Raw genomic sequence first — 26,687 nt, forward strand, 5'->3', positions numbered from 1 at the left:
TGTGGACGGTTAGAAGCCCGTTTTCCGGGGCGGGCGATACTTTATACCACCTGCCCCGGTTTGGGGCCTGCGAAGCCTTATAAATCAAGGCTTTTCCGCTCCTAACTGTCCACAGCAGACCTCCTTTTCCGTTCACTTTCTGTTTTCTGCCGCCTGTGAACTCTGGCGGCGCAGTCCGGGCAGTATTTAGCCCGGTTGGATTTGGGGACGAACACGCCGCCGCAAACCGCACAGCGTTTCATGTCCTTATCCCGGAAAATCTCCGCTTTCAGCGTCCCGTCCAGCGGCAAGACCGCCCAGCGGAACCACTTACAGCAGACCGAGAAAGAAACCGTCTGCGGGCAGGTGCAGGCGTCCCCATCGTCAAGGACAATGCAGTTGCCGTCCTCACAGCAACAGCACTCCCGGCGTATCAGGCTGGCCGCCTGTTTCTTCTGCGCCGGTGTCATGCGGTAAAGGGAACCGTCCGGCCTGCGTTCCAGCGGCGGCAAGTCTTTATAGGGGTTATCTCTCATGCGTTCCCTCCATTTTGCTTTCCATTGCCGTTCTCCCCGAAAAGGTTTCCTGCCTCGTCGTCGCAAGCTGCGTATCGCTCGTTTCGCCGCAAGCGGCAAAACTCACTCGCTCCGCTGCTCCTCCTCTCCCCACAAAGCCATGCGGCTTTGCGGGGGCCCCGACAATAGCGGCGTATTCCGGCGTTGGCACGCTCCCCGCAGCTTCGGGACGTTTTGTCCCGAAGTGACCTCTGGACAAAGTGTCCAAAAGTCCGGCTCCTGGCGGTGCTTCCCCAGCCGTGGTATTCTCTTTTCGGACGGTCATTCTGTTTTCAAGGTGCTGTCCATCGATGAACTACCCTAAGTCTACACGAAAAAAATGCAAATCCCGGCTTTTTGCGAGAATTGCATTTTGATGAAGTTTACACTTTGGAAATTGCATTTTTGCAATTATCTTGTATAATGGAAGTATGCGGAGGAGGTGCGTGTCTATGGCTTTACCCGGAACACCCGGACAGCGGATTTCCGATTTATGCAACGGGAACCACATCACACAAAAGGAACTTGCGGAGAAGATAGGCGTTTCCGCTTCCCAATTGAGCCGCATTGTCAGCGGCGAAACAAGAACGGTAAGCAGTGATATTCTCATAGGTGTGGCAAAGGAATTTAAGGTATCGACAGACTACATACTGGGCTTGTCTACCGTGAGCGTCCGTAAAAGTTACGATATTTCTGAATTAGGCTTGTCAGAGGGGGCCGTGAGGGGGCTTGTGACGGGTGCTGTTGATGTGCAAATCCTCAACCGTCTGTTGGAACACAGGAATTTTCCCAAGCTGATAGATTTGATACGGATTTATTTTCAGGATACGGCGGCAAAGGGCATAACAGCAAGAAACCAGCTTATCGAGATGGCAACGGCTTCCCTGTCCGACCTGATGAAAGAACACCCGGAACACCGGGCAGAAGCGAAGCAGGATTTACAGCTTTTGAACGCCCAAAAGATGGGGGAACATGAAGCGGAGATTGAAAAAATCAAAAATGTGTTCCTGGCTATCCTGCGGGACATTAAGAAAGACATAGACAACGGGGAACAGCCGGGAGAAGCTGTGACCGCCGCTATGTTCCAAGCCATGCGGGACGCACTGGCGGAACAGAAACAAAAACCGCTTTCCATTGACGATGTAACGGCGATGATAGCCGGACAGATTGGACAGCTTGCGCCGATGGACGAGGAAACCGCCGACCTGTTTCAGCGGTTAGTAAAGAAAATGATTGAACAGGCAGAGAAATAAATGTAGGAGAATATTAGAAAATGGGAAAAAGCAACTCGTACTATATGCAGCTTCATGTAGAAGCACTGTTTACAATGAATGAAAAGAACGAACTTATGACTATAAGGGAACCATGGGACTCCACTTCACAGCCGGCTCCCCGCTTCTATTTGACAAGACCACTTTACGAAAAACCACATACTTATTTTCGTGCTGACGTACCGAAAGAATTATGATATAATGAGTTATCAACAAATCAAAATTTGTGGAGGTAAAATATAGATGAATCAAGGAAGAATTATTGTGATTACAGGCTCACCGGGGACAGGAAAAACAACAACTGCGTCAATTGTCGCAAAGGAATCAGATATGGATAAATCAGTGCATATGCACACCGATGACTTTTTTCATTACTTAAGCAAAGGCGCAATACCACCACATTTGCCAGAATCCAACGAGCAAAATCTGGTTGTCATTGAAGCCTTTTTAGAAGCTGCAAAGCGATATGCTCGTGGCGGATATGATGTAATTGTAGATGGGATTGTCGGGCCATGGTTTTTGGAGCCATGGAAAGCTCTTGTTCGGGAACATTATGAGGTGCATTATATTATTTTAAGGGCAAGTAAGGAAGAAACCTTAAAGCGGGCTGTTGAACGCTCAAAGTTAGACCGAAAAACAAATATCGAATTGGTAGAAACAATGTGGGAGCAATTTTGCAATCTGGGAATATATGAATCGAATGTTGTAGATACGACCAATTATTCCATTCAAGAAACTGTTTCCGCAGTACAAGAAAAAATCGCAAGTAGGGCAGCATTGTTGTCTTAGATTGTTTTGGTGCAATTCCCATTTATCGAGCAGATGAAGTTGGGGAGCCGCCTGGAGGCGGCGGTGCCGAAGGATAAAATAGGAGATGTTAAGGTTATGAATAATGAATACGATAATGAGAAGTTTTTTGAAGAATATGCAAAGATGTCCCGCAGTAAAGAGGGGTTAAAAGCTGCTGGTGAATGGCATCAATTAAAACCTTTGTTTCCTTCGTTAGAAGGAAAATCTGTTCTTGACTTGGGGTGCGGATATGGCTGGCACTGCAAGTTCGCAGAAGAACAAGGAGCTACAAAAATATTAGGGATCGATTTAAGTAAGAAAATGATTGAGGAAGCCCAAAAGCGCAATTCAGGAAATCAAATTGAATATCGTATTAGCGGATTAGAGGAATATGACTATCCAGAAAATGAATGGGATTGTGTTATATCTAATTTAGCTCTGCACTATATAGAGGACATAGTGGAAATATTTCAAAAAGTGTATAGGACATTAAAACCAGGTGGAATTTTTCTTTTTAATATCGAACACCCTGTTTTTACCGCAGGAGTTGGGCAGGATTGGATTTATACAGATGATGGGAAACCGCAATATTGGGCGATTGATAATTACTTTATAACAGGAGAACGAAATACACATTTTTTAGGATGTGATGTAGTAAAACAACATCACACACTTACACAGATTATAATGGGATTGCTGAACAATGGGTTTGAGCTTAAAGTTGTAGAGGAAGCAGAACCGCCTAAAGAGATGATGGATATTCCGGGTATGGAAGATGAACTTCGCCGCCCGATGATGTTACTTGTAAAGGCGATAGCGAAAAAATAATATCTCTATTAGGAAAACTGATATACCCCAATTTAGAGAATGGCATAGTAATTCCTAGTGATAAAGAGAAAATGATTGCACTGGCAAATAAATACATTGAAAAAGAAAATGTAGATGCACTCATTCTCGCCTGTACGGAGCTGCCACTTGCCATAAAGCCCGAAGATGTTAATGTGCCAATCGTGAATACAACCCAAGTACATATCAATGCAATTTACCAATATGCAATTCGATAAAAATAGCAAAGCCAGCCGAGCCAGTCAACGGTCAAGATGAACGGCGCATTTCATGCGCCGCCGTTGACAGCCCCGCCCGTCTTTGCTAAAGGGTAATCAAGGCGGGAAAGCCCTAAAATGGCTTCACACCTATTTCAATAATTGGAGGAGATAAAAATGAGATCAGAAAAGGAAGTTTATGATATTGTTTTGAATTTTGCAAAAACAGACAAACGCATTCGCATGGTTACTTTGGAAGGATCTAGAACAAATACAAATATTCCGCCTGATGATTTTCAGGATTTTGATATTACTTTTTTTGTTACGGATATGGACAGCTTCACAAGTGATGATAAATGGCTAGATATATTTGGTGAAAGGTTGATTCTGCAAAAGCCGGAAGATATGGAATTATTTCCAGCTGTAGAAAAGGGATTTTCATATTTAATGCTGTTTACTGATGATGTTAAGATAGATTTAACTTTGCTGCCGCTGGAACTGATAGACGAGTATTTTACATGGGATAAACTGGTAAAGTTACTGTTGGATAAAGACAACCGTATCGTAAAGCCGCCAATACCAACGGATATAGACTACCACTTGCAGAAGCCTACTCAAAGAATGTTTGACGATTGCTGTAATGAATTTTGGAATACTACAACATATGTAGTAAAGGGCTTATGCCGCAAAGAAATTCTTTTTGCTATTGACCATATGAATGATATAGTACGAAAAGAATTGCTTCGCATGATTTCCTGGCTGATTGGTATCAAACAGGGATTTCATTTCAGTTTGGGAAAAAACTATAAATTTATGAAGCAATATGTCCCAGAGGAATTGTGGGAACGACTTATGTCCACTTATAATATGGATTCCTATCCCCATATGTGGGAATCCTTTGAACAATGTATGGCATTGTTCCGGGAGGTTTCGTCAGAAGTGGCATGCCAGTTGGATTACCAGTATCCACTATATGATGAAAAAATCAGTAATTATGTGATTCGGCAAAAGAAAAAATATGGCATTGAAGATGATAACAAATAAAATTTTTTCAATCGAAAAAATTTATTTTGATTATTCAATTTTGAAAAACTGAATACCTCAAAATCAGAAAGAGCGCGGACAAGCACTTTGAGGGATTGGCCGCCTTGTCCACCCATCCAGCGGGGCGGCGGGCGGCGGTCAAGGCCGGGTGTAACCCCGTTCATTTCAGCCTTGACGGTTGCCCGCTGTCCTGCTACTTTTCCGGGAGTGTGGCCACAACTTCGGGACACTTTGTCCACAAGTCGGAGCGTAGGACGAGGGACGGGGGCTTTCATATACCTGCCGCCGTTCTCTGAAAACAGGCCGATTTTTTGCTCATTCCCATTCGCAAAAATTCAGCCTGTTTTCCTGCCGGAGCAAACGGGGCGCAAGAAGCACCGCACCCCGTTTCCCCCGTCAGCCACGCCAGCAGGTATAACACACTACACTTTGCAAGCAAAGTCGTGTGCCAAAGGGGGCACCCCTTTGGAAACCCCGGACAACAAAACAGGCGGTATGCTGCCCTCTCCGGGAGCATACCGCCGTTTGTTGTCAGCAGCCCGTTTCACGGTCTGCGTGTAGTTCCTTGTAAACTGACCTAAACAACGTTATAAAATATTATATCATGAACAATACCAACGTCTTCGTTAATATTCATCTTATCATCCCTCCAACACATGTATATTATAATTTAGATTATCATAATAATGTGAATAATGCAAGAAGATTTACGAATTTTCTAACAAATAGAAATACATCTTATATAGTTTTGACAGTTACTCAATAAATCCTCTTAGCACAATCTTAACATCTCGCGCCAGCATCCTAACACCAATCTTACTATCTTCGTGCTACACTCATCTCCGTAAAATGAATAGCCACAGGAAAGAGCCTTAGAGGAGGGAGAACCATGGAAGTCGTAACCGGTATCGTTGGCGTCGTAGCACTGTTGGTGCTGGTTTATCTGGGATATGTTCTGTTAAAAGGAGAGGATAGGAGATGAACAGCGTTTTACAATATGGACTCTATATTGCCATCCTTGTGCTGTTGGCAATCCCCCTCGGGGGATACATCGCCAAAGTGATGAGGGGGGAGAAGGTATTTCTTACCAGGGTTTTAGCGCCCTGTGAGAGAGGGGTCTACCGTCTTTTGCGTGTTAAACAAGAAGAAGATATGGGGTGGAAAAAATACGCAGGTTGTGCGCTGCTGTTCAGCGCCATATGTCTAGCCGTGTTGATGGTCCTGCACATGATTCAGAATCTTCTTCCCCTGAATCCGGAGGGATTGCCCGGTACATCCTGGCATCTGGCATTCAACACGGCGGCTAGTTTTGTGACGAACACCAACTGGCAGGCGTATTCTGGGGAGGCCACCCTCAGCTATTTTACACAGATGATGGGGTTGACGGTACAGAACTTTGTATCGGCCGCGGTGGGAATGGCCGTTCTCTTTGCCCTGATCCGTGGGTTGACCCGCGTTAAGCAAAACGGAATCGGAAACTTTTGGACAGATGTGACGCGCAGTATCCTGTACATCCTCATTCCCCTATCCATTCTGGTATCACTGGCGCTTATTTCCCAGGGCGTTGTTCAAAACTTTACGCCCTATGAGACAGTAACCTTAGTGGAGCCCATTGCGCTGGAGAACGGAACGCAGGTTACGCAGCAGATTGTGCCTATGGGACCCGCGGCTAGCCAGGTTGCCATCAAACAGCTGGGAACCAACGGCGGCGGATTCTTCGGCGCGAACTCGGCCCACCCCTTTGAGAATCCGACTCCGCTGTCTAACCTCATGGAGATGATCTCGATCCTCGTGATTCCGGTAGCGCTCTGCTTTACCTTCGGAAAATGCGTCAACGACAAGAAGCAAGGAGTCGCCATATTCTTAGCCATGATGATCATACTGCTTGGGGCCTTGACTGTTACAGCGGTTCAGGAGCAAGGAGGCACGGCCCAATTGGAGCAAGATGGTGCAGTGGACATCCGCGGGGAGAATCAAGCCGGTGGCAATATGGAGGGAAAAGAGGCACGGTTCGGCATCGCCACATCCGTCACATGGACGGTCTTTACCACTTCGGCGTCCAACGGATCTGTCAACTCCATGCTCGATAGCTATACCCCCATAGGGGGGATGATCCCGCTGCTCTTGATGGAGCTGGGGGAAGTGGCCTTCGGAGGCGTCGGCTGTGGCCTGTATGGCATGTTGGCTTTTGCGATTCTTACAGTCTTCATCGCAGGCCTCATGGTTGGGCGGACACCGGAATATCTGGGGAAAAAGATTGAACCCTATGAAATGCGAATGGCAATGCTGATCTGTCTGGCTACGCCGGTTGCAATTCTGATTGGAAGCGGGATTGCCGCGTTCCTACCGCAAACAGCTCAAAGCCTGAACAATAGCGGGGCCCATGGCTTCTCCGAAATGCTGTACGCCTATTCATCCGCCGGCGGAAACAATGGGTCAGCGTTCGCCGGTTTTAATGCGAACACCCCATTCTTCAATGTTTCCCTGGGATTGAGTATGTTGTTTGTACGGTTTGTCCCCATGGTCGCGGCTTTAGCCATCGCCGGAAGTATGGCCCGGAAGAAGAAAGTCGCGGTTAGCGCCGGTACGCTTTCCACAAGCAATGCTATGTTTATCGGTCTATTGATCGGCATTGTACTGCTGGTGGGAGCGCTGAGTTTCTTCCCAGCACTGTCCCTGGGCCCCATCGCAGAATTTGTCCAGGGGATGGCATAACGGTATGGAATTGAAGGAAAGGGTGAGTCAAATGCAAGAAAAGTCAAAGTCAGCCTTTGCCGATGGAAACATGATGGCAAGAGCGATGAAGGATGCTTTTGTCAAACTGGCGCCGAGGACACAGGCAAAGAATCCGGTCATGTTGCTGGTGTATATTTCCGCGATTTTGACCACAGGTTTATATTTCCTTTCGCTATTCGGCATTCGGGATCAACGCCCGGGATATATCATAGGGGTCGCCATCGTGCTTTGGTTCACAGTTCTTTTCGCCAACTTTGCGGAGGCGATCGCTGAAGGGCGCGGAAAGGCACAGGCGGATACGCTCCGCGCGGCAAAGCGCGATGTGGAGGCCCACAAGATCCCATCGGCGGGGCAGAAGGACGCCATCACGGTGATTCCGTCCGCAAAGCTAAAGAAGGGCGATATCGTCATCGTCAAATCCGGCGAGCAAGTGCCCGGCGACGGTGAGGTGATCGAGGGAGCGGCCTCCGTGGACGAGAGCGCCATCACAGGGGAATCCGCCCCCGTGATACGAGAAAGCGGTGGCGACCGAAGTGCGGTCACCGGCGGCACTACGGTCATTTCTGACTGGCTGGTAATTCAGATTACCAGCGAAGCCGGTGAAAGCTTTTTGGATAAGATGATCGCCATGGTGGAGGGGGCGGCGAGGAAAAAAACGCCCAATGAAATTGCCCTGCAAATCCTTCTGGTGGCCCTGTCCATTATCTTTGTGCTGGTGACAGTATCTCTATTTACCTATTCTGACTTCTCCGCCAAACAGGCCGGCATGTCGAATCCCAGTTCCATCACATCCCTAGTGGCGCTGCTGGTTTGCCTGGCGCCCACCACCATCGGAGCACTGTTGTCCGCCATCGGAATTGCGGGTATGAGCAGGCTGAATCAGGCCAATGTTCTAGCCATGAGCGGCCGCGCCATTGAAGCGGCGGGGGATGTGGATATTCTGTTGCTGGACAAAACCGGGACGATAACCCTTGGTAACCGGCAAGCGTCGGAATTTATTCCAGTGGACGGTGTGAGCCCGGAGGAGCTGGCAGATGCAGCACAGCTTTCGTCGCTGGCGGATGAGACGCCCGAAGGGCGTAGCATTGTCGTGCTGGCAAAGGAAAAGTTTGGGATTCGCGGCCGTTCCATGAGCGACTTAAATATAGAGTTTATCCCTTTCACTGCGAAAAGCCGCATGAGCGGCGTCAACTACAATGGCAACGAAATCCGCAAGGGGGCTGCGGACGCGATTCAAGAGTATGTAGCGGAACAGGGGGGATCCTTTAGCGCGCAGTGTGAGGAAGTGGTGAAGGCGATAGCCAATCAAGGAGGAACCCCTTTGGTGGTGGCGAAAAATCGCAAATTGCTAGGCGTCATCTATTTAAAAGATATTATCAAGCAGGGGGTCAAAGAAAAGTTTGCGGACCTGCGGAAGATGGGAATCAAGACCATCATGATCACGGGCGACAATCCATTGACGGCAGCGGCGATTGCGGCGGAAGCCGGGGTCGATGACTTTCTGGCGGAAGCCACACCGGAGGGAAAACTAAAGCTCATCCGCGACTATCAAGCCAAGGGGCATCTGGTCGCCATGACCGGAGATGGAACCAACGACGCGCCGGCGCTAGCGCAAGCGGATGTGGCGGTAGCGATGAACAGCGGCACACAGGCAGCAAAAGAGGCTGGCAATATGGTGGATCTGGATTCATCACCCACAAAGCTCATCGATATCGTTCGAATTGGAAAACAGCTGTTAATGACAAGGGGGAGTTTGACCACCTTTAGCATCGCCAACGATGTGGCAAAGTACTTTGCGATTATACCAGCGCTGTTTATGGCAGTGTATCCGGGGTTATCTGCCCTAAACATTATGGGCCTCCACAGCGCTGAGAGCGCGATTTTTTCCGCGATTCTCTATAATGCGCTGATCATTATTGCGCTGATTCCCCTTGCCCTGAGAGGTGTCAAATACCGGGAGGTTCCCGCTAGCAAATTGCTTTCGAGAAATCTGCTGGTCTATGGGGTCGGAGGTATGGTGATTCCCTTTATTGCCATCAAGCTGATCGATATGATCCTAGTGGGGATCGGGCTTTTTTAACCTGTTAAGTAAAAGAAAGGTGATCGAGATGAAAACCATAAAAGAAGTAGTGCCGAGGGCGATTGCATTTTTCCTCATGATGACGCTCCTCTGCGGTGGCCTGTACACTCTGGTGGTGACCGGCGCCGGCCAATTATTGTTTCACGACAAGGCCAATGGCAGCATTGTCGAGGTCGATGGCAAGAAATATGGATCTGCGCTTTTGGCACAGCAGTTTACGGATACTGGCCATCTCTGGGGGCGCATCATGAATATCGACACGGAGACATTTACAGATGAGGATGGAAATCCTGTCATGTACGCATGGGCCTCCAACCTTAGCCCCGCCAGTGAGGAGTATAAGGAGCTCATCGCAGAAAGGGTCTTGAAAATTCAGGAGGCGCATCCCGACAAGGCTGGCGTACCGATACCGGAGGATCTGGTAACCTGCTCTGGAAGTGGCTTAGATCCCCATATCTCAGTGGCAGCCGCGGAGTACCAGATTCAGCGGATTGCAAGGAACACCGGGCGATCCGTTGACGAGGTGCAGGCCATCATTGACCGGTATACAACAGGACGTTTCTTGGGGATTTTTGGGGAGCCGACCGTCAACGTTCTGAAAGTGAACTTGGCACTGGATGGAATCTTAACAGAATAAGATAGAACTTGAAAGGAATTTGTGATATACTAATCGTGAACGTGATGATAGGCGCCAGCCATGTGCAGCGCTGCGGAGCCATATCATGGCCGGAGGTCATGGTATACTCTGAGAAGAGAAATCAGGTGATGACGTGGAAACCCAGAGGCCCAATCCGGATCTGTTGCTTCAGCAGATTATGGGAGAGGAGCAGAAGCGGCAGGTCAGGGGCAAGCTGAAGATATTTTTCGGATATGCGGCGGGTGTGGGCAAGACCTATGCCATGCTGGAGGCGGCTCATCAGGCGAGCAAAGCGGGGATCGACGTGGCCGTCGGGTATATAGAGCCGCACGCAAGGCCAGACACGTTGGCGCTACTGGATGGACTGGAGCTAATTCCCCCTCTGCTGATGGACCACAAGGGAGTTGCAATCCGCGAATTTGACCTGGATCGGGCATTGGCCAGGAGACCGCAGCTAATCCTCATAGATGAACTGGCCCATACCAATGCGGACAGCTGCCGTCACGCCAAGCGGTACCAGGACGTGGAGGAGCTTCTGAAAGCCGGCATCGACGTCTATACTACCGTCAATGTACAGCATCTGGAAAGCCTCAATGATGTGGTGGCATCCATAACCGGCATCACAGTCCGGGAACGGCTGCCGGATACAGTCTTCGACAATGCGGATCAGGTGGAGCTGGTGGACATTGAGCCAGATGAGCTGATCCAGCGGTTAAGTCAGGGCAAGATCTATCAGAAGCGACAGGCGCGGCAGGCGCTTGCGCATTTCTTTTCTAAAACCAATCTGGTGGCCCTCCGGGAGATTGCGCTCCTGCGCTCGGCAGAGCGGGTCAATAAGACGGCGGAGAAAAGGGATTACTACGCGGGAGAACATATTTTGATCTGTTTATCCGCGTCGCCCAGCAATGCCAAAGTTATTCGGACAGCGGCCAGGATGGCGGATGCCTTTCATGGCAAGTTTACCGCGCTGTTTGTTGAGCGGGAGACCGAGTCCGAGACGGTGGCCCAGAGGGGGCTTACAGAGAATCTGCGCCTTGCGGAGCAGCTGGGGGCCAGAATTGCCACCGTTTACGGGGATGATGTAGCCTACCAGATAGCGGAGTATGCGAAGGCCAGCGGTGTGACGAAGGTTATCATCGGAAGGTCCAACAACGTAAAATATTGGTGGTCGAGCAAAGCCAATTTAGTGGAGCGGTTGACCAGTCTGGCTCCGGCGCTGGATATCTATATCATTCCAGACACACTGTCGCCCTACCGGAATAAGCGCCGTTTGCTGGGCAAAGTCCAGGGAGAGGGATTCTCCTTCGAGGATGTGGCTGTCTCTCTGGCGATTTTGATTTTCACCACACTGCTAGGATTTTGGTTTGACCATCTGAAGTTTGGCGAAGCCAGCATCATTATGTTGTATATCCTGGGAGTTTTAGTGACGGCACTTGTCACGAAAGGCAAGCTATATAGCGCATTCTCCTCCTTAATCAGCGTCTTTGCCTTCAACTATTTTTTTACCGCACCGCAGTTTGCCTTTCAAGTGTTTGACACGGAATACCCGGTTACTTTTTTGTTCCTGCTCATCGTCTCCATCATCGTTAGCACCTTGACGAGCAAAGTCAAAATGCAGGCGAAGCAGGCGGCACAGAAAGCCTACAGGACGGAAGTCCTCCTGGAGACGAGCCAGCATTTTCAGTCGGCCCAGACACAGCAGGAGATCTTGACCGAGCTGGCGCGCCAGATGCTCCGGCTGTTGGACCGCACGGTTTTGATCTATCCCGTCAAGGAGGAGCAGCAAGAACTGAGCGAGCCATTAGTGTTCGCAAAAGATGCGGAACTGGAAAGCGAATTGTATACGACGCCTGATGAGCGGGCAGTGGCTGTATGGGTATATAAAAATAATAAACACGCTGGCGCCACCACCAATACCTTGCCTGGAGCGCGCTGCCTATACATGGCAGTGCGCAGCCATGAAACGGTCTTTGCCGTCGCCGCGATCGCCATTGGGCAGAGGGAGACTCTGGGCGCCTTTGAGAAGAATCTTCTGGTGGCAATGCTAGGTGAGTGTGGTCTAGCTCTAGAAAAAGATTTGGTGACCAAGACAAAGAATCAGATTGCCATTCAAGCCCAGCAGGAACAATTGCGGGCCAATCTGCTGCGGGCCATATCCCATGATCTGCGGACGCCGTTGACCAGCATCTCTGGCAATGCGGGAATCCTCATGGAGAACGGCGATATTCTGAATGAAGAGAAGAAAAAGCAATTGTACTCCGATATCTTGGACGACTCCATTTGGCTGATCAACCTGGTGGAGAATCTCTTATCGGTTACCCGGATCGAAAATGGGACGATGAATCTGACGATGCAGTCAGAACTTGTGGATGAGGTCATACAGGAGGCGCTCCGGCACGTGAACCGCAGAAGCTCCGAGCATGATATCCGCGTGAATCTGGAGGATGATATGTTGATGGCAAAGATGGATTCCCGGCTGATCTTGCAGGTCATCATCAATATTGTGGACAACGCCATACAATACACGGACCCAGGGAGCCACATCACCATCGCCGCCAGAAAGAGCAAAGACATGATTTTATTTGAGATCAGCGATGATGGCGCGGGCATTCCGGATGAGGCAAAGAGCAAGCTCTTCGATATGTTTTACACCGTTGACAAAAACCGGGGGGACGGGAGACGGGGCCTCGGCCTTGGACTTTCCCTGTGCAAGTCCATTATCCACGCACACGGAGGAATCATCGGCGTGAAGGACCATGCGCCCCATGGATTGACGTTCTATTTTACGCTGTATTCAGAGGAGGTGAATTGTGATGTATAAACCGCGAATTCTCGTGGTAGAAGATGACAAAGCAGTGCGCAACCTGATCACGACCACGCTGGAGACGCAGGGCTATCAGTATCATACGGCGAGTACCGGCGGAGAGTCCATCATGGAGGCCATATCCAACCAACCTGACGTGGTGATTCTAGATCTCGGGTTGCCGGATATGGACGGAGTCGACATCATCAAAAAAATTCGCGGCTGGTCCAATATGCCCATCATCGTGGTCAGCGCGCGCAGTGAAGATCGGGATAAGATTGATGCGTTAGACGCAGGCGCGGATGATTTTTTGACAAAACCCTTTAGCGTCGAAGAACTGTTGGCGAGACTCCGCGTCACACTGCGCCGGCTCCGCTATGATGTAGAAAAAGCAGGGAAATCATCCAGCGTCTTCGTCAACGGAGAGCTGAAGATTGACTACGCGGCGGGGTGCGCCTATATCGCGGACGCGGAGGTTCATCTGACGCCCATTGAGTATAGACTGCTCTGCCTTCTGGCCAAAAATGTGGGAAAGGTGCTGACCCACAACTATATTCTAAAGGAAGTGTGGGGGAACGCCCTGCCCGGCGATACACCGTCCCTTCGAGTTTTTATGGCAACGCTGCGCAAAAAAATTGAGAAGAATCCGTCCCAGCCACAATACATTCAGACCCACATTGGAATCGGATATCGAATGCTGCGGATCCCCGAGTGATCCGCAGCCTGTTATAAAATGGTTGCATTTTTGTATGTTCTGCGGTATACTGGATGTGCTCGTGAACGGAGCGAGAAGTGACATAGACAGGAGGAAGGTAAAGGATGCAAACAACACAGAAACGGCAGGAAGCGGAGACATGGGCGCAGGCGCTGCTTGATCAGATGACCATAGAAGAAAAAGCTGGACAGTTGGCGGCCTTTTTCCCCAATGGAAATAAACGTTTGGGAATCCCTCATATGCAGCACGGAGAATGCCTTCACGGTATGGTGGCGGACCGCGCCACGTCCTTTCCCCAGGCGCTGGCACTGGGTTGCATGTGGGATCCAGAGCTGGTAGAGGAAGTCGCATCCATCGTGGCTAAGGAGGCGCGGGCTTTGGGAGTTCATCACTGCTTTGCCCCGATGCTAGGCGTTGTCCGGGATCCGCGGTGGGGAAGAATACAGGAGGCGTACGGTGAGGACACGTATCTAGTGACCAGAACGGGTGTAGCATTCTGCAAGGGATTGCAGGGGATGGGTGAGGAACGGCTAAATCGGGATCACATCATTGCCACATTGAAGCATTTGGTAGCTGACGGGGAGCCGGAGGCGGGGCTGAACGGCGCCGCTATGGAACTGTCCGAACGTAAACTTCGAGAGATCCATCTGCCCCCCTTTGAGGCCTGTATCAAGGAGGCACAAGCGGCATCCATCATGCCAGCGCACCATGCGCTCAATGGAATCCCTTGCCACGCCAATTCTCACCTGATTGAGGATATCTGCCGTCAAGAATTCGGGTTTGAGGGCATGATTGTATCGGACAACGGGGACATTCGGAAGCTGTACACGACCATGAAGGTCTGTTCCTCCCTGGAGGAAAGCGCAAAATTAGCTATGGATGCCGGCGTCGATACGGAGCTGGCATGGTTGATCCCCTGGAATGAAAATCGGATCTATGGTCCCGCGCTGATTCAAGCGGTGAAGGATGGCCTTGTCTCCATGGAGCAGCTGGACACTGCTGTCCGGCGTGTGCTGCTCTTTAAATATGAGATGGACCTGCTCCATGACCCTTGCGCAAAGCCGGAGCAGGAATCTCTGGAAGCCTGCTATCAAAACGTAGAAGGGGATGCGCATGTGTCTCTAGCGGGTAAAACCGTGTATTATGGAACGAAGAGGGACGATGTGGAGGAGGTCCTTCAGAATCCTCAACATGACGCAATAGCGCTAAAGGCAGCGCAAAAAGCGATTGTGTTGCTCAAGAATCAGAATGCACTGTTGCCCCTGAATGTATCGGCGCTACAGACCATTGCGGTTCTCGGTCCCAACAGTGATCGGGTGCTCTTGGGCAATTATGCGACGGCAAAGCCACGCCACTATGTATCCGTACTGGAGGGAATTCGCCGCTACGTTGGCCGCTCCGTTCAGGTCTTGACAAGTCAGGGATGCGACCCGGATACATATCTCGCGGTGGATATCCCGGAGGCAGTAGCCTGCGCGCGCAAGGCGGACGTTGCAATCCTGGTTGTGGGCGGCAATGAGATTACCTGCATGGAAAATCAGGATGTGGATGATCTAAACCTGAAAGGGGATCAGCAACAGTTGATTGAGGCCGTGTACGAGACTGGTACACCGGTGGTCATGGTTCTACTGGACGGACGTCCGTCCTCCATTGAATGGGCCGATCAGCACATCCCAGCAATCCTAGAAGGGTTTTACCTAGGGCAGGAGTGCGGGACCGCGCTGGCGAACGTGCTCTTTGGAGAGTATAATCCTGGGGGTAAATTGTCCGTCACTGTACCACGCAATGTAGGGCAGATTCCCTGCTATTATAATAAACTGATACCGGGCCGCGCGCCGGATTATTATCAGTCGCCTGTCAAACCCTTATATCCCTTTGGATATGGACTCAGCTACACCCGCTTCAGCATCCACGATCTGAGGGTCGTCTCCTGCGATCCCACCGTTGAAGAGGATGTCCAGCTTGCGGTGGAGATCACCAACATTGGAGCGCGCGCCGGAGAGGAAGTTGTCCAGCTGTATGTGCGGGACGAGATTTCGTCCCTCGTGCGGCCGGAGAAGGAGCTTAAAGGATTCCGACGGGTCTTTCTGGAGGCGGGAGAGACAAGGACCCTCTCCTTCACGCTGAAAAACCGCGATCTGGCATTCTGGATGGATGGCAGATGGGTGGTGGAGCCCGGCGAATTCACAGTCACGGCCGGCAACAGCAGCGCGGACGAGCAAGCCCGCTGCACCTTTGCCGTGAGAGGATAGAGGGCTTTCAAGCAATGTAAAAAACAGGAGGGACTCCACCGTCTGGCGGGTGTCTCTCCTGTTTTCCATATGTAGAGAAATCACAGATCCGGCGTCTCGTCAGCGGCGGACTCCGTCTCGCTGAGCATGGATGTGCAGTGGCCACAGCGCGTGGCAGCTATCGGAATCTCGCTGAGACAGTAGGGGCAGACCTTCACTGTCGGGACCACAGGCGCGGCGGGTTTTTTATGGAGAGACGCCAATTTGTTTATGCCCTTGATGAGCAAGAAAATCAAGAAGGCCAACAAAACAAAATTGACAACGGCCGTGATGAAAGCACCGTATCGGACTTCAACGCCGTTGACCGTAAAGGCGAGCATACTAAAATCCGTCTTGACAAATAGGCCCACCAGCGGGGAGAGCACATCCTCAGTCAGGGATTTGACGATGTCCTGGAAGGCGGCGCCGATCATGACGCCCACGGCTAGATCCATGACATTGCCGCGAAGCGCGAAGGTTTTAAACTCCTGAAGAAATTTTTTCATCGGTATCTTCCTTTCAAATTGAGTGGATGCTGTAGATCGAAGGTCACTGTGGAATTTCGATAAAATTGCTCCATACATGCTTGCCATTGGCGTCAATGCCTTCTACGCGCACGTGATGATCTGTGGAGTTAATTTTATATTGGCTGTGGGTGATATGGTCCCCCAGCTGGACCCGATTGCCTGCGAAGAAGGTGTCACTGTAAAAGATGACGGAACAGAGAGGGGAGGAATCCACGTGAAGAGTAAAGGTCGTCTCATCCAATGTAATCTGGTGGAGTTCAGGCCCCTGGGTGGAGTAGTAACGGTTCTCCTCAATGCCTTTGCGAATGGATGCCCAAGTATTATCGGGCGCCTGTACCATGATATACCCTCTAAATGCATCCCGCTCGTACCAATGCGTATCGTCAGTGGCAAACAATCGCTTCATGATCCCATTGGCCGCCAGGACATCGGCGTAATCGCTATAATATCCACGTCCGCTGTAATACTCGGAAACCCCGTTATAGATTTCAATTCCGTCGTAGCCCGACAGTTCTTGAAGGCTTTCATGGGTCATCAGCGACCAGCCCGGGTGGGCGACAATGGATAGACCGCCTGCGCCGTGGATGGCGTCCAAGATTTGCTGCGGAGTTGCCGCCGGGTCCTGAACCACCTCCCGCTCCAAACCGATCCCTAGAATATGGTAGGCGATATTGGGCGACATATAATTCCGGTCAAATTCCGTTCCCGGGATAACGCGCAGTCCATTTTTTTCAGCGGGTGGACAATATTTCCGGTGATCTGTGATGGCAAGGAAATCATAGCCCTGCCCGCGATAAAGCGCGATGGCTTCCTCCACTGTTTTTCTTCCATCCGACAGAGTCGTGTGCGTGTGAAGATTCCCCTTTTGCCAAGGGCACGACGAGTCAAAAATATTCATCTTTTTCCAGACAGCTCCTTCCAGATAAACCAATCTAGGTGTATTATACGGCAGACTTCACGAAAAAGCAAGCTGCGAAAATAAGTGGTGGCGGTTCTGTCTGGGAGATGTTGTAAACCATATCGCCGCACCAGTTGCAATTCGTGCTTGACAATAGAACAAGAAGTGCTATAATAGTCCGTGGTTAGCATAGCCTAACTGGGCTGTGTGCGAAAAGGTTAGTTATAACTAATAAGAGGATTTGCCGAAGACAGACTCACTGCGGATCCTACAGACAAATAAGAAAGGACAGGGGAATGAAAAGACAGAAGCTTTTTTTACATGTAGTGCTGTTCGCGGTCCTGATGGTAGCATCAGCGTCAGGATATGTATTTGCGGACCCTGCAAATGCATTTGACATGCAATTTGATAAAGCTCAGGTAAAGACAGGCGACATTGTGAGCGGCAAGATCTACACGGAGTCGGGCCATATTACCAATGGAACCCTTCGCATGACCTACGATGATGCCCATTTACAGTTGCTAAGAGCAGAGAAATCTGCGGGGCAGGAAAAAACCTATGCCTCTGTAAATACAACGGTTCCAGGGGTAATCGTTGTGGCCTTCGCCAGCGAAGCCCCGATCCCTGTTGGAGATTTCATCCAGCTGGAGTTTCAGGTTCGAGAGAATCTGTCCACATCGGATGTGATACAGATCTCCATGGACGCATCCGAAACCTATGATGAAAACAATCAAACCGTCCAATCGGAGATCGCGAATACATACTTAACCGTGGCTGGCGGTACCGGCGTGATTCCGGAAGAGCCAGGCAAGGATGGCGATTCAAGCGATTCACAGGGAGATGACAAAAACTCATCTGCGAATTCTGACACAGACCAGTCCAGTGACAATGGGGACCACCAGAGTTCCGATGGTCAGGAAAATAGCGGACAGGATAGCAAGGGCAGTGAGAGCGAAGCTAGTACAAACAGTCAGGGTGGAACAGACGCTGACAGTGCCGGCTCGTCGGCCAGGACAGGTGATACAGCACCGCTGTGGACTGTATCGGTGCTGGCTGTGGTCAGTATCATTGCCGTGACCGTCATTGTAAAGAGAAGGGCAGGTGCAAAGAATGAGACGAAGTAAACGGCGGTTTGGCGATAGAATTCTTGGGATTCTTTTGACTTTTACAATTTGCTTCAGCGGGTCTAGCGGCCTAGCCTTTGGAGCAGAACAGCCAGATACGGATGGCTTTATGGCACCTGGGGCGGCGTCAACCGCTGATACAGAAAGCGATGCATTGGATGTTTATTATAAGGATACCGCAGAGCAGAGTGTTGGACAGGTCATCGGCAGCGCTGACTTCACAGAAGTTGACGGGTCCGATTCATCCCGCATAGACGGATTTCGCAAAGAGCTGGAAGCGGAAAAACCGGTGGAGGACGCCGAAATTTCAGATGATGAGATCGTCAATGCCATTCTCGTGCTAGATTCAAAATCCTTGCTGGAAAGAGGATATGAGGCTTCCGAGATTCCGGAAAATTTTTGGGCCGGGTTGATGGAATTTTGGATGAATCAAAAGCAGAACAATGTGGCGGATGAAGTGCAGAATACCTTTGAGGATATAACCATTACCTATTATTACACCATCGGTATTTGTGGCATTGGCATTACCACGCCATACAAAAATATCAATGGCCTAAAAGAGCTGGACGGCGTCCAGGATGTAATCCTATCCCCCCTCTACGAGGTACCGGGGGCGGATGAGTCGAACAACATTATTGGGGCGACGGCCGCCTGGCAGGAGACAGGATATACCGGTAAGGGCACAAAGATCGCCATTATTGATACCGGGCTAGATCTGGATCACCCAAGCTTTCAGGGCGGGGACGAGTTCGAGACCACGGCAGATTCCCTGACGGTTGAGAAAGTCGACAACGTTCTCAAGGATTTAAATGTATCCTCTGTCCAGGAGGGGATTACGGCTGAAAAGTTGTATCGAAGCAACAAAGTGCCATTCGCCTTTAACTATATTGACGCCTCCCTGCGAGTGGACCACAATGACGCCAACGGCTCCGATCACGGGACCCATGTGGCCGGTATTGCGGCGGCAAACAAGATCAGCACCACATCCATCAGCGGCGTGGCACCGGATGCGCAGCTCGTCATTATGAAGGTTTTCGGCAACCGGGGCGGGGCTTACTTTAGTGACATAATGGCGGCAATGGAGGATGCCATCCGGCTAGGGTGTGATTCCATCAATATCAGCATTGGTTCCGCGGCAGGGTTTACCAACGATGAGGAGGAGATACAGGAAGTCTTTGCGCGGATCTGCGATACGGACGTGGTGGTTGCCGTTGCGGCGGGGAATGATTATAATGCAGCCTATGGAAATCCGACGGGAACCAATTATAACCTGACGTCCAATCCGGACAATGGGCTTGTCACATCCCCGGGCGTTTACACAAATGCGACGACAGTGGCCAGTATGGACAATGCGTCGGAGTTCTTCACAGTAGGCCAAAAGAATATTACCTTCAACGATTCAGCCCAGACCGATGGAACGGCCTTTATGAAAAATTTTGCAGGTGGCCAAGAGATCCCGTTTGCTGTAGTCGGCAACTATGGAGCCGAAGTGGAGGATTTTGAGGAGGCCGAAGTCAACGGCAAAATCGCTCTCGTCCAGCGCGGCGGCGGAATTACCTTTATGAAAAAGCAGGAAAACGCACAGGCGGCCGGCGCGGTGGGGGTCATCGTGTACAATAGCGTGGATGGCACAACGTCCATGAAAATCAATGACGGCGAGGGGTACATTCCGTGTATTTCCATCTCCAAGATTCTGGGGGAATACATGATCGAACAGTACTACAATGGCACCACAACACTCACCATCGGCATAGGAAGAACGGAGGACGCCCTCAAGATGAGTACATTCTCGTCCTGGGGGACAACCTCATCTCTAAATCTAAAACCGGATCTCACCGCCGTCGGAGGCAATGTCCTCTCAACCACAGACGGGGGACTGTATGGAACAAAGACGGGTACTTCCATGGCCTCCCCCCAGATTGCGGGCGCGGCGGCTTTAGTCAAGCAGTATTTGAGAGATCAGTGCCCGGAGCTGTCGGAAGGGGAGATTCATGCGAGAACAAATCAGCTTCTGTTAAGCACCGCCATTCCATGCAGGGAAGACAACGGTACGGAGTATTCCCCGAGAAAGCAGGGAGCCGGTCTCGTCAATGTGGGAAACGCGCTGGGAACGGAGGCGTATCTCAGTGTGGAATCCCAAAGCGGGCAGAGGCCCAAGGTGGAACTGTGGGATGATCCGCAGAAGACAGGAAGCTACCAGTATTCTTTCACGGTCTCCAATATGACGGAGGACTCCCTGGCCTACCTTCTCTCCAACTCCCTTCTGACCAACGGGTACAGGGCGGAGACAGACGAAAACGGGGAAACCTATGATCTGCTCAGTGAGAGCGACATGGCGCTGAGCGGTACCACCTCCTTTGACAGCGCCGCCATGGGCTACTATTATGATGTGGATGATGACAAAGAGGTGGATACCCGGGATATCAGAACCCTGATGCTCCGGGAAACCTACAGCAACCGAGAGGCCGCCATGGCGGATCTTGATCAGGATGGCGATCTCTGCGACGACCAGGATATAATGCTGTTTCTCGATAATCTCTCTGGGCTGAAAGAAGACCTGGAGCTCGACCGAGAGGCGCTGATTGTCCCGGGAAATGAAACGGCCACAGTCAATGTCAAAATTGATCTGACCGAGGATCAGAAGGTGGCTTTCGATCAGCGGTATCCCAACGGTATCTACGTGGAAGGATTTACGTATCTCAATTCCCTCAATGAGGACGGCATCGGACTATCCCTGCCATATCTGGGATTTTACGGGGATTGGGCCCAAGCTCCCATATTTGACGCCCATGACCATTATTATGAGACAGAGGGAAAAGTTAACTCGTATGGGACGTACCTGTGGACGGAGGAATCCATCTTAGGTGTCAATCCGTACGTAGAGACAGGATACGATGCTGCTCACAATGCGATTTCCGACATGAACACCCTGGATGTGTTGGAGAGCGCACTGCTGCGCAATGTCAAGAATCTGAAAATCACCGTGACCGACACAGAGGGGAATGCGCTATATTCCCATGAAGAGCGCTATGTGACGAAAGCCCTGTACAGCAGCTCGACCATGAAATACAGGGTCTATCGCTCACCGAAGCTGTGGGACGGCACAGGGCAGGATGGAGAGTTCCTGGAAAACAATACGGTGGTCAACCTGAATGTGGAAGCGGAGCTTGACTATAAAGGGAACAAACAGAGCTTTACCTACCCGATTACCATCGATACGGAGAAGCCGACGTTGCTCTCTACGGAGGTGGTGACAGACAGCGACGGGCGCATTAAGCTGAGGGCGTCCTTCCGAGACAATCAGTATATCGCCGCCGTTATCTTTAAGAGCGCCAACGGTTCAGTGGAATATGAACGCTATGCCATTGAGCAGTCGGAGGCGGGGGAAACCATTACCGGCTATGAATTTGATGTCACCGAGTACGACGATGATTTTATGATGATCCTCGTGGACTACGCCATGAATCAGGTGGACTATGATATCGACATGGGGATCAAGGATAATGGTGTGAAAGAGCCGGTTGCGCTGGAGGAAGGGACTCTCTACGGGTTTAATATGGGGGAGACCAGCCGCCTACCGGCAGCCATGGTCAAGGCGCCATTACAGGATGTCTCCCAGGCCACCGTCGCGGCAAATCTGAATGGGATCTACGCGGCAGAATATTTGGACGGGTATGTGATCACTTTCAATGCCCTGAAGGAACTGAACGTCTATACGCCCCAGGGAACCTATTGGTCCCAGAGCAAAATCAGAACATTGGATTGCGACGTCTACGATATGACGTATAACTATGAGGATCACAACCTGTATGCCATTACCTACCACGATGAGAAAGTGTACTTGAGCACCATTGATATCTTTGACGGGACAGTGAACGACATCGGCGCTTTCGGCAAGGGCATGGCAACCCTGGGATGCACCACGGAAGGCCAGCTCTATGCGCTGAGCAAGGCGGGCGAGCTCTGCAAAGTCAATAAGGCGGACGCAACCTCCACGGTGGTAGGAAAAGTGTCGGAGACAGAGGATGAACAGTGGGTATCCTTAAATTACCGCCAGAGCATGGCCTATGATCATAACACTGGCAAGATGTACTGGTATGCCTTCTGCTATAACGGGACGACGGGAAAGCTCATCAGCCATCTGAGCGAAGTCAATCTGGACACTGGCGCCACAGCCATCGTAGGCGAGTTTGATGAAGCCTGCGAGGTTGCCGCCCTGTTCATTCCCTATGATGGAGATCTGGAGATTACTCCGACGGACACGGTTACGGCTGTAACCCTGGATCAAAATTCCGTTGCCCTGTTCCCCGGACAGGAAACCCGAATTTTTGCAGCGGTGACGCCGTGGAATGCCAAGAATACCGAGGTGGAGTGGACATCGGAGGATCCCGCAGTTGCAACGGTGACCAACGGGCGGATCACAGCCGTTGCGGGAGGCGATACCATTGTCAGAGCCACCGTAAAGGGAACGGACATTTCCGCAGAGTGCAAGGTGAAGGTGATCGCGGATCCGGAACCCTTCTATGGGTATCTGCTGCTTGACTGGCATGATAACACAGGCGACGGCATCATTCAGATTGATGTGAAAAATCCTATCAAGTACAAGAAAAAAGCGGACATTCTGCAATTTGTCTACGCGGGCGAATATGTTGACGGCTTCTATTACTGCTATGACAGCAATGGATATTTCTACCGGGTTGACCCGGAGGAGTGGATCTACAATACAGTAGGAAAAGCGGATGGCAAGGTTGTGGAGATGACCTATGACTATGCGACGAATACTATGTATGGCATTTCAAGCACAGGCCACTCCACTGCGCTGGTGCGCATCGATATGAATACCGGTGAGACAACGGAAATCGGAAGCCAGGATACAAAGATCGTTGCCATGGCCAGTGTGCCAACGGCCGGGGATGCGGCGACAGGTTTTACAGACAGCAAGTTGTACGCAATCAACGAAGACTGTCAGCTGGTCACCCTGTCCAAGGACGACGGATCAGCCACAGTTGACGCCAACAGTGATCGATACGGCATACCCGATGTGGCGTATGTCCAGTCCATGACCTATGACTACAATACGGGTTACATTTACTGGGCACAGGTATACCAGTCCCAGAATTCCTCCCTGTATGTGCTGGATCTGGACGGTCAGACGATGTACTATGCCGGTGTCATCGGGAAGGTTGGGTCCCAGGTGTCAGGACTGGTTTCAATTCCAAAGGAAGGGACTGTGCCCGACATTCCATATGTTCCCCTTGAGGGCATTGCGCTGAGCGCACAGGATTGTGTCATGGTGAAGGGCGGAAAGCTACAGATCCGGGCTAAGATGGTCCCCTACAATGCAACGAGCCGGAATGTCAGCTGGTCCAGCGACAAACCGGATGTGGTCGATATCGATGAGGGTGGGGTCGCAACCGCTTACAATGTCGGAACGGCCACCATCACCTGCACGGCGTTGGACGAAGAGACGCGGACGACATTCACCGAGACATTGACGGTTACCGTGACGGAGCCCATTGATACCCTTAGCGGGTTCCTGCTCCAGGACTATGAGACCAACAATTATAATGCCTGGATCCACATTGATCCGGTCAATCCGTGGAAGTATACTGCAATCAACGCCAGCACCCCCACCATCGGCGCTGGGACCTATTACAACGGTTGGCTGTACGGATATGACAACAATTATGCCGCCACCACCGGCCTGCGAAATTTCTACAAGATTGATCCCCAGACTGGGGAGGCGGTCAAACTGGGAACCATCCAGACCAAGGTATCGGATATGGCCTTTGACTACAGCAGTGGGGTAATGTATGCCATCACAGACGACACCCAGATCAGCATGGTGGATACCAGCAATGGAGAGATGTATCCTGTTCTGACACAGGAGGATCAGGTGCTCGTCGCCCTGACGGTGGATGAAAAGGGAACCGTGTACGTCATCGGACGCAAGGCAGGCAGTACCCAGGCGGATGCCAGCTTGTATACAGCGGATCTAACAGCCGGCACTCTGACAAAGATCGGAGATACGGGGCAGAAGGCTGTCATGGAACAATCCATGACCTACGATTTCGAAAATGGGTATATCTACTGGGCACAGGCGTGGGCCAAAGCTGGGGAAGGCAGGGAGTTAAATCTTTGCATTGTCAATCCCAAGAACGGATATGCCAGCGTCATCGGCAAAATTGGGGAATCCGGTTCGGAAGTATCAGCGCTGTACTGCGATTCTCCAGATGAACCACAGGCCCCCTATGTGGAGCTAGAGGATATCCACATTGGGCAGGGCGCCGAGACGGATCTCATCGTGGGCGGAGAGCTGCAACTTCAAGTCAGCGCCGATCCCATCCATGCGACCAATAAAGACTATCAATATACGACGGATCAGAGAGACGTGGCAACTGTCTCCGAAACCGGCGTGATAAAAGCCGTAGGAAAAGGGACTGCGACCATCACAGTCTCTGCCACGGACAGCGGGAAAACCATGGTGAAGACAATCAAGGTCAACGTATTGGAACCGCCGGAAAAGATGGTGGCATTTTTAATCGAGGATCGCTTGTTTGAAGGAAATGAACTCAACAGCTTCATTACCTTCCCCCTGGCGGGCTCGGAGGAGTATGAAGAAGAAACCTCCTTTGATAAGCAGATTATCGCCGGAGAACGGTATGACGGAAACATCTATGCGTATACGTCGGACTTGCAGTTCATCAAGATTGACGAAGGGTCAAAAGAGTACGATGTCATTGGGGAGGTGAAGGACAAGATTGCCGACATGGCCTTTGATTATTCCCGTGGCATCATGTTTGGACTGACCTATCTGGGCCAAAAGCTGGTGGAGATTGATTTGTCCACTGGAAATTGGTATGAAGTCGGAGCTATGACCGATGGGGAAGGCGCGCAGGTCAAGGTGAACTCCATCGCCTGCGATGAAAGGGGCACGCTGTACGGCATCACATCGGACGGCAAATTCTATGCAATTGATGAGACCGGCAAGGCGACGCTGATCAGCGAGACAATGTTGTCCTCCTCCCTAAATTATGAGAGTGATTTGACCTACGACCCGGATACGGCGATGCTGTATTGGAGCCAGATTTCCCGCACAGAACAGCGCATCTACATCATAAATCCCAGGACGGGGGCGACCATCGGCATGTATCCTATCGGTGAGGAGGGCGCGGAAGTCTCCCTGCTCTATGCCGACAGCAAGACAGCGCTGACTCCGCCGGAGGCAGTGCCTGTCGATGCCATTGTTCTGTCCAATACCACAGCCCAGATTTCCAAGGGGAGCACTTTGGCGCTCACAGCGACGGTACTGCCTGTCAGCGTGGCTGTGGATAAGACGGTGCGCTGGGAGAGCAGCGACCCGACGGTTGCAGGGGTTGACGAAAAAGGAAACGTCACGGGGATTCAATCCGGGACGGCGACCATAACAGCCAAAAATGCAGACGGAACCGTAACGGCTACCTGCGATATAACCGTCGTGGAAGGCGGGGATCTGGCATATGGGTATTCTGTCACAGATGGGAGTTGGGTCTCCTTTGATCTGAGCAGTCCCGACCAGTTGACCAAAGTGGCCGATGGCGACGAGATTGTTTGTGCCACCTATGCAGACGGTTTGGTCTATGCCTATCTGAAAGGCGGAAAACAGCTAGTTAAGTTTGATCCGGATACGGTGGTAAATGGAAGCTATGTCTATGAGACCGTCGGGGCAGCGCAGAAATCTACGATCATCAAAGATATCGCGTATGATAAGAAGGCAGGCAAGCTGTATGGAATATCCATGAATAAAATGTTTGAGATCGATATGGCCACGGGTGCCCAGACAGCTCTGTATAGTGGGTTTTATTTCGGGGTAACGGGTATGATGCTGTACACCATGGCCTCGGACGATGCGGGGACCATCTATGCCATATCCTCCCTGGGCGCTCTCTGCTCCTTAGATCAGACCACAGGATGCGGTGAGTATGTCATTGACAAGAACACTAAATTGGATGGCACATCCCTGAACGGGTCCAATAACTCCATGGCCTTTGGCTCCGATGGCACCCTATACTGGGCGGCGACGACGACGGCCAAGGGGACGGCATCAACTGTTTTGAATAAAGTGGATCTCGCAACCGGCAAGGTGAGTCAATATATCGGAAGCTTTGGCGGAGAGGATCGGGATGTGAAGCTCACAGGAATGTACATCAAGTAAAAGCTGTTATCTGCTGCGGTAGG

At 50.9% G+C, this 26,687-nt stretch carries 18 protein-coding genes; 14 read left to right on the top strand and 4 right to left on the bottom strand.

The genetic code is table 11. The features are described 5' to 3' along the window. Positions 1-101 precede the first annotated feature (101 nt). Positions 102-515 carry a cysteine-rich VLP domain-containing protein gene (locus H8730_RS11585; protein WP_007215983.1) on the bottom strand — a complete coding sequence of 138 codons (414 nt, stop codon included), beginning with the start codon at positions 513-515 and terminating at the stop codon, positions 102-104. Continuing rightward, positions 505-762, bottom strand: coding sequence for a hypothetical protein (locus H8730_RS11590; protein WP_025482056.1), 258 nt, complete (start codon positions 760-762; stop codon positions 505-507). Before H8730_RS11590 ends, H8730_RS11585 begins: the two co-directional genes overlap by 11 nt. 223 nt (positions 763-985) lie before the next feature. Here H8730_RS11590 and H8730_RS11595 point away from each other — a divergent pair, with 223 nt between their 5' ends. The 12 genes from H8730_RS11595 to H8730_RS11645 all read left to right on the top strand — a co-directional run bounded on the left by H8730_RS11595 (position 986) and on the right by H8730_RS11645 (position 15,903). Further along, positions 986-1,786 (top strand): helix-turn-helix domain-containing protein, encoded by an 801-nt coding sequence (locus H8730_RS11595; protein ID WP_007834095.1) that lies wholly within the window; start codon positions 986-988, stop codon positions 1,784-1,786. 261 nt (positions 1,787-2,047) lie between these two features. Further along, positions 2,048-2,593 carry a P-loop nucleotide/nucleoside kinase family protein gene (locus H8730_RS11600; RefSeq protein WP_007215980.1) on the top strand — a complete coding sequence of 182 codons (546 nt, stop codon included), beginning with the start codon at positions 2,048-2,050 and terminating at the stop codon, positions 2,591-2,593. Positions 2,594-2,656: 63 nt separating this feature from the next. Then, positions 2,657-3,421, top strand: a complete 765-nt coding sequence (locus H8730_RS11605; protein ID WP_230197147.1) for a class I SAM-dependent methyltransferase — start codon at positions 2,657-2,659, stop codon at positions 3,419-3,421. A gap of 44 nt (positions 3,422-3,465) precedes the next feature. Beyond that, the gene (locus H8730_RS17920) at positions 3,466-3,657 is read left to right on the top strand and encodes an aspartate/glutamate racemase family protein (protein WP_370751961.1); all 192 of its coding nucleotides are present in this window, start codon (positions 3,466-3,468) and stop codon (positions 3,655-3,657) included. Positions 3,658-3,813: 156 nt separating this feature from the next. Further along, on the top strand, positions 3,814-4,680 hold the full coding sequence (locus H8730_RS11610; protein ID WP_001255868.1) for an aminoglycoside 6-adenylyltransferase AadE: 867 nt from the start codon (positions 3,814-3,816) through the stop codon (positions 4,678-4,680). An 889-nt stretch (positions 4,681-5,569) separates the two neighbouring features. Continuing rightward, positions 5,570-5,662 (top strand): potassium-transporting ATPase subunit F, encoded by a 93-nt coding sequence (locus tag H8730_RS11615; protein ID WP_177718587.1) that lies wholly within the window; start codon positions 5,570-5,572, stop codon positions 5,660-5,662. Beyond that, positions 5,659-7,395: a potassium-transporting ATPase subunit KdpA gene (gene kdpA / locus H8730_RS11620; protein WP_177718589.1), complete on the top strand. Its 1,737-nt coding sequence runs from the start codon at positions 5,659-5,661 to the stop codon at positions 7,393-7,395. Before H8730_RS11615 ends, kdpA begins: the two co-directional genes overlap by 4 nt. Positions 7,396-7,426: 31 nt before the next feature. Next, a complete protein-coding gene (gene kdpB, locus H8730_RS11625; RefSeq protein ID WP_177718591.1) occupies positions 7,427-9,496 on the top strand; it encodes a potassium-transporting ATPase subunit KdpB in 2,070 nt (689 codons plus the stop codon). A gap of 28 nt (positions 9,497-9,524) precedes the next feature. Next, the gene (gene kdpC / locus H8730_RS11630; RefSeq protein WP_177718593.1) at positions 9,525-10,133 is read left to right on the top strand and encodes a potassium-transporting ATPase subunit KdpC; all 609 of its coding nucleotides are present in this window, start codon (positions 9,525-9,527) and stop codon (positions 10,131-10,133) included. A gap of 133 nt (positions 10,134-10,266) precedes the next feature. Continuing rightward, positions 10,267-12,954 carry a DUF4118 domain-containing protein gene (locus H8730_RS11635; RefSeq protein ID WP_177718595.1) on the top strand — a complete coding sequence of 896 codons (2,688 nt, stop codon included), beginning with the start codon at positions 10,267-10,269 and terminating at the stop codon, positions 12,952-12,954. Next, complete coding sequence (locus H8730_RS11640; protein WP_177718597.1) at positions 12,947-13,651, top strand: response regulator; 705 nt, start codon at positions 12,947-12,949, stop codon at positions 13,649-13,651. Before H8730_RS11635 ends, H8730_RS11640 begins: the two co-directional genes overlap by 8 nt. Positions 13,652-13,755: 104 nt before the next feature. Continuing rightward, positions 13,756-15,903 carry a glycoside hydrolase family 3 N-terminal domain-containing protein gene (locus tag H8730_RS11645; protein ID WP_177718599.1) on the top strand — a complete coding sequence of 716 codons (2,148 nt, stop codon included), beginning with the start codon at positions 13,756-13,758 and terminating at the stop codon, positions 15,901-15,903. Positions 15,904-15,983: 80 nt separating this feature from the next. On the opposite strand, the gene mscL is transcribed toward H8730_RS11645, so the two are convergent. Further along, positions 15,984-16,427, bottom strand: a complete 444-nt coding sequence (mscL, locus tag H8730_RS11650) for a large conductance mechanosensitive channel protein MscL (protein ID WP_177718601.1) — start codon at positions 16,425-16,427, stop codon at positions 15,984-15,986. 43 nt (positions 16,428-16,470) lie between these two features. Continuing rightward, complete coding sequence (locus tag H8730_RS11655) at positions 16,471-17,346, bottom strand: PHP domain-containing protein (protein ID WP_177718603.1); 876 nt, start codon at positions 17,344-17,346, stop codon at positions 16,471-16,473. Positions 17,347-17,642: 296 nt separating this feature from the next. Here H8730_RS11655 and H8730_RS11660 point away from each other — a divergent pair, with 296 nt between their 5' ends. Continuing rightward, positions 17,643-18,470, top strand: coding sequence for a hypothetical protein (locus tag H8730_RS11660; RefSeq protein WP_177718605.1), 828 nt, complete (start codon positions 17,643-17,645; stop codon positions 18,468-18,470). After that, complete coding sequence (locus H8730_RS11670; RefSeq protein WP_283243956.1) at positions 18,457-26,664, top strand: S8 family serine peptidase; 8,208 nt, start codon at positions 18,457-18,459, stop codon at positions 26,662-26,664. The genes H8730_RS11660 and H8730_RS11670 overlap by 14 nt, the downstream gene beginning before the upstream one ends. Positions 26,665-26,687 lie beyond the last annotated feature (23 nt).

Origin of the sequence: Bianquea renquensis (assembly GCF_014384895.1) — a bacterium.
Lineage (GTDB): Bacteria > Bacillota > Clostridia > Lachnospirales > Bianqueaceae > Bianquea > Bianquea renquensis.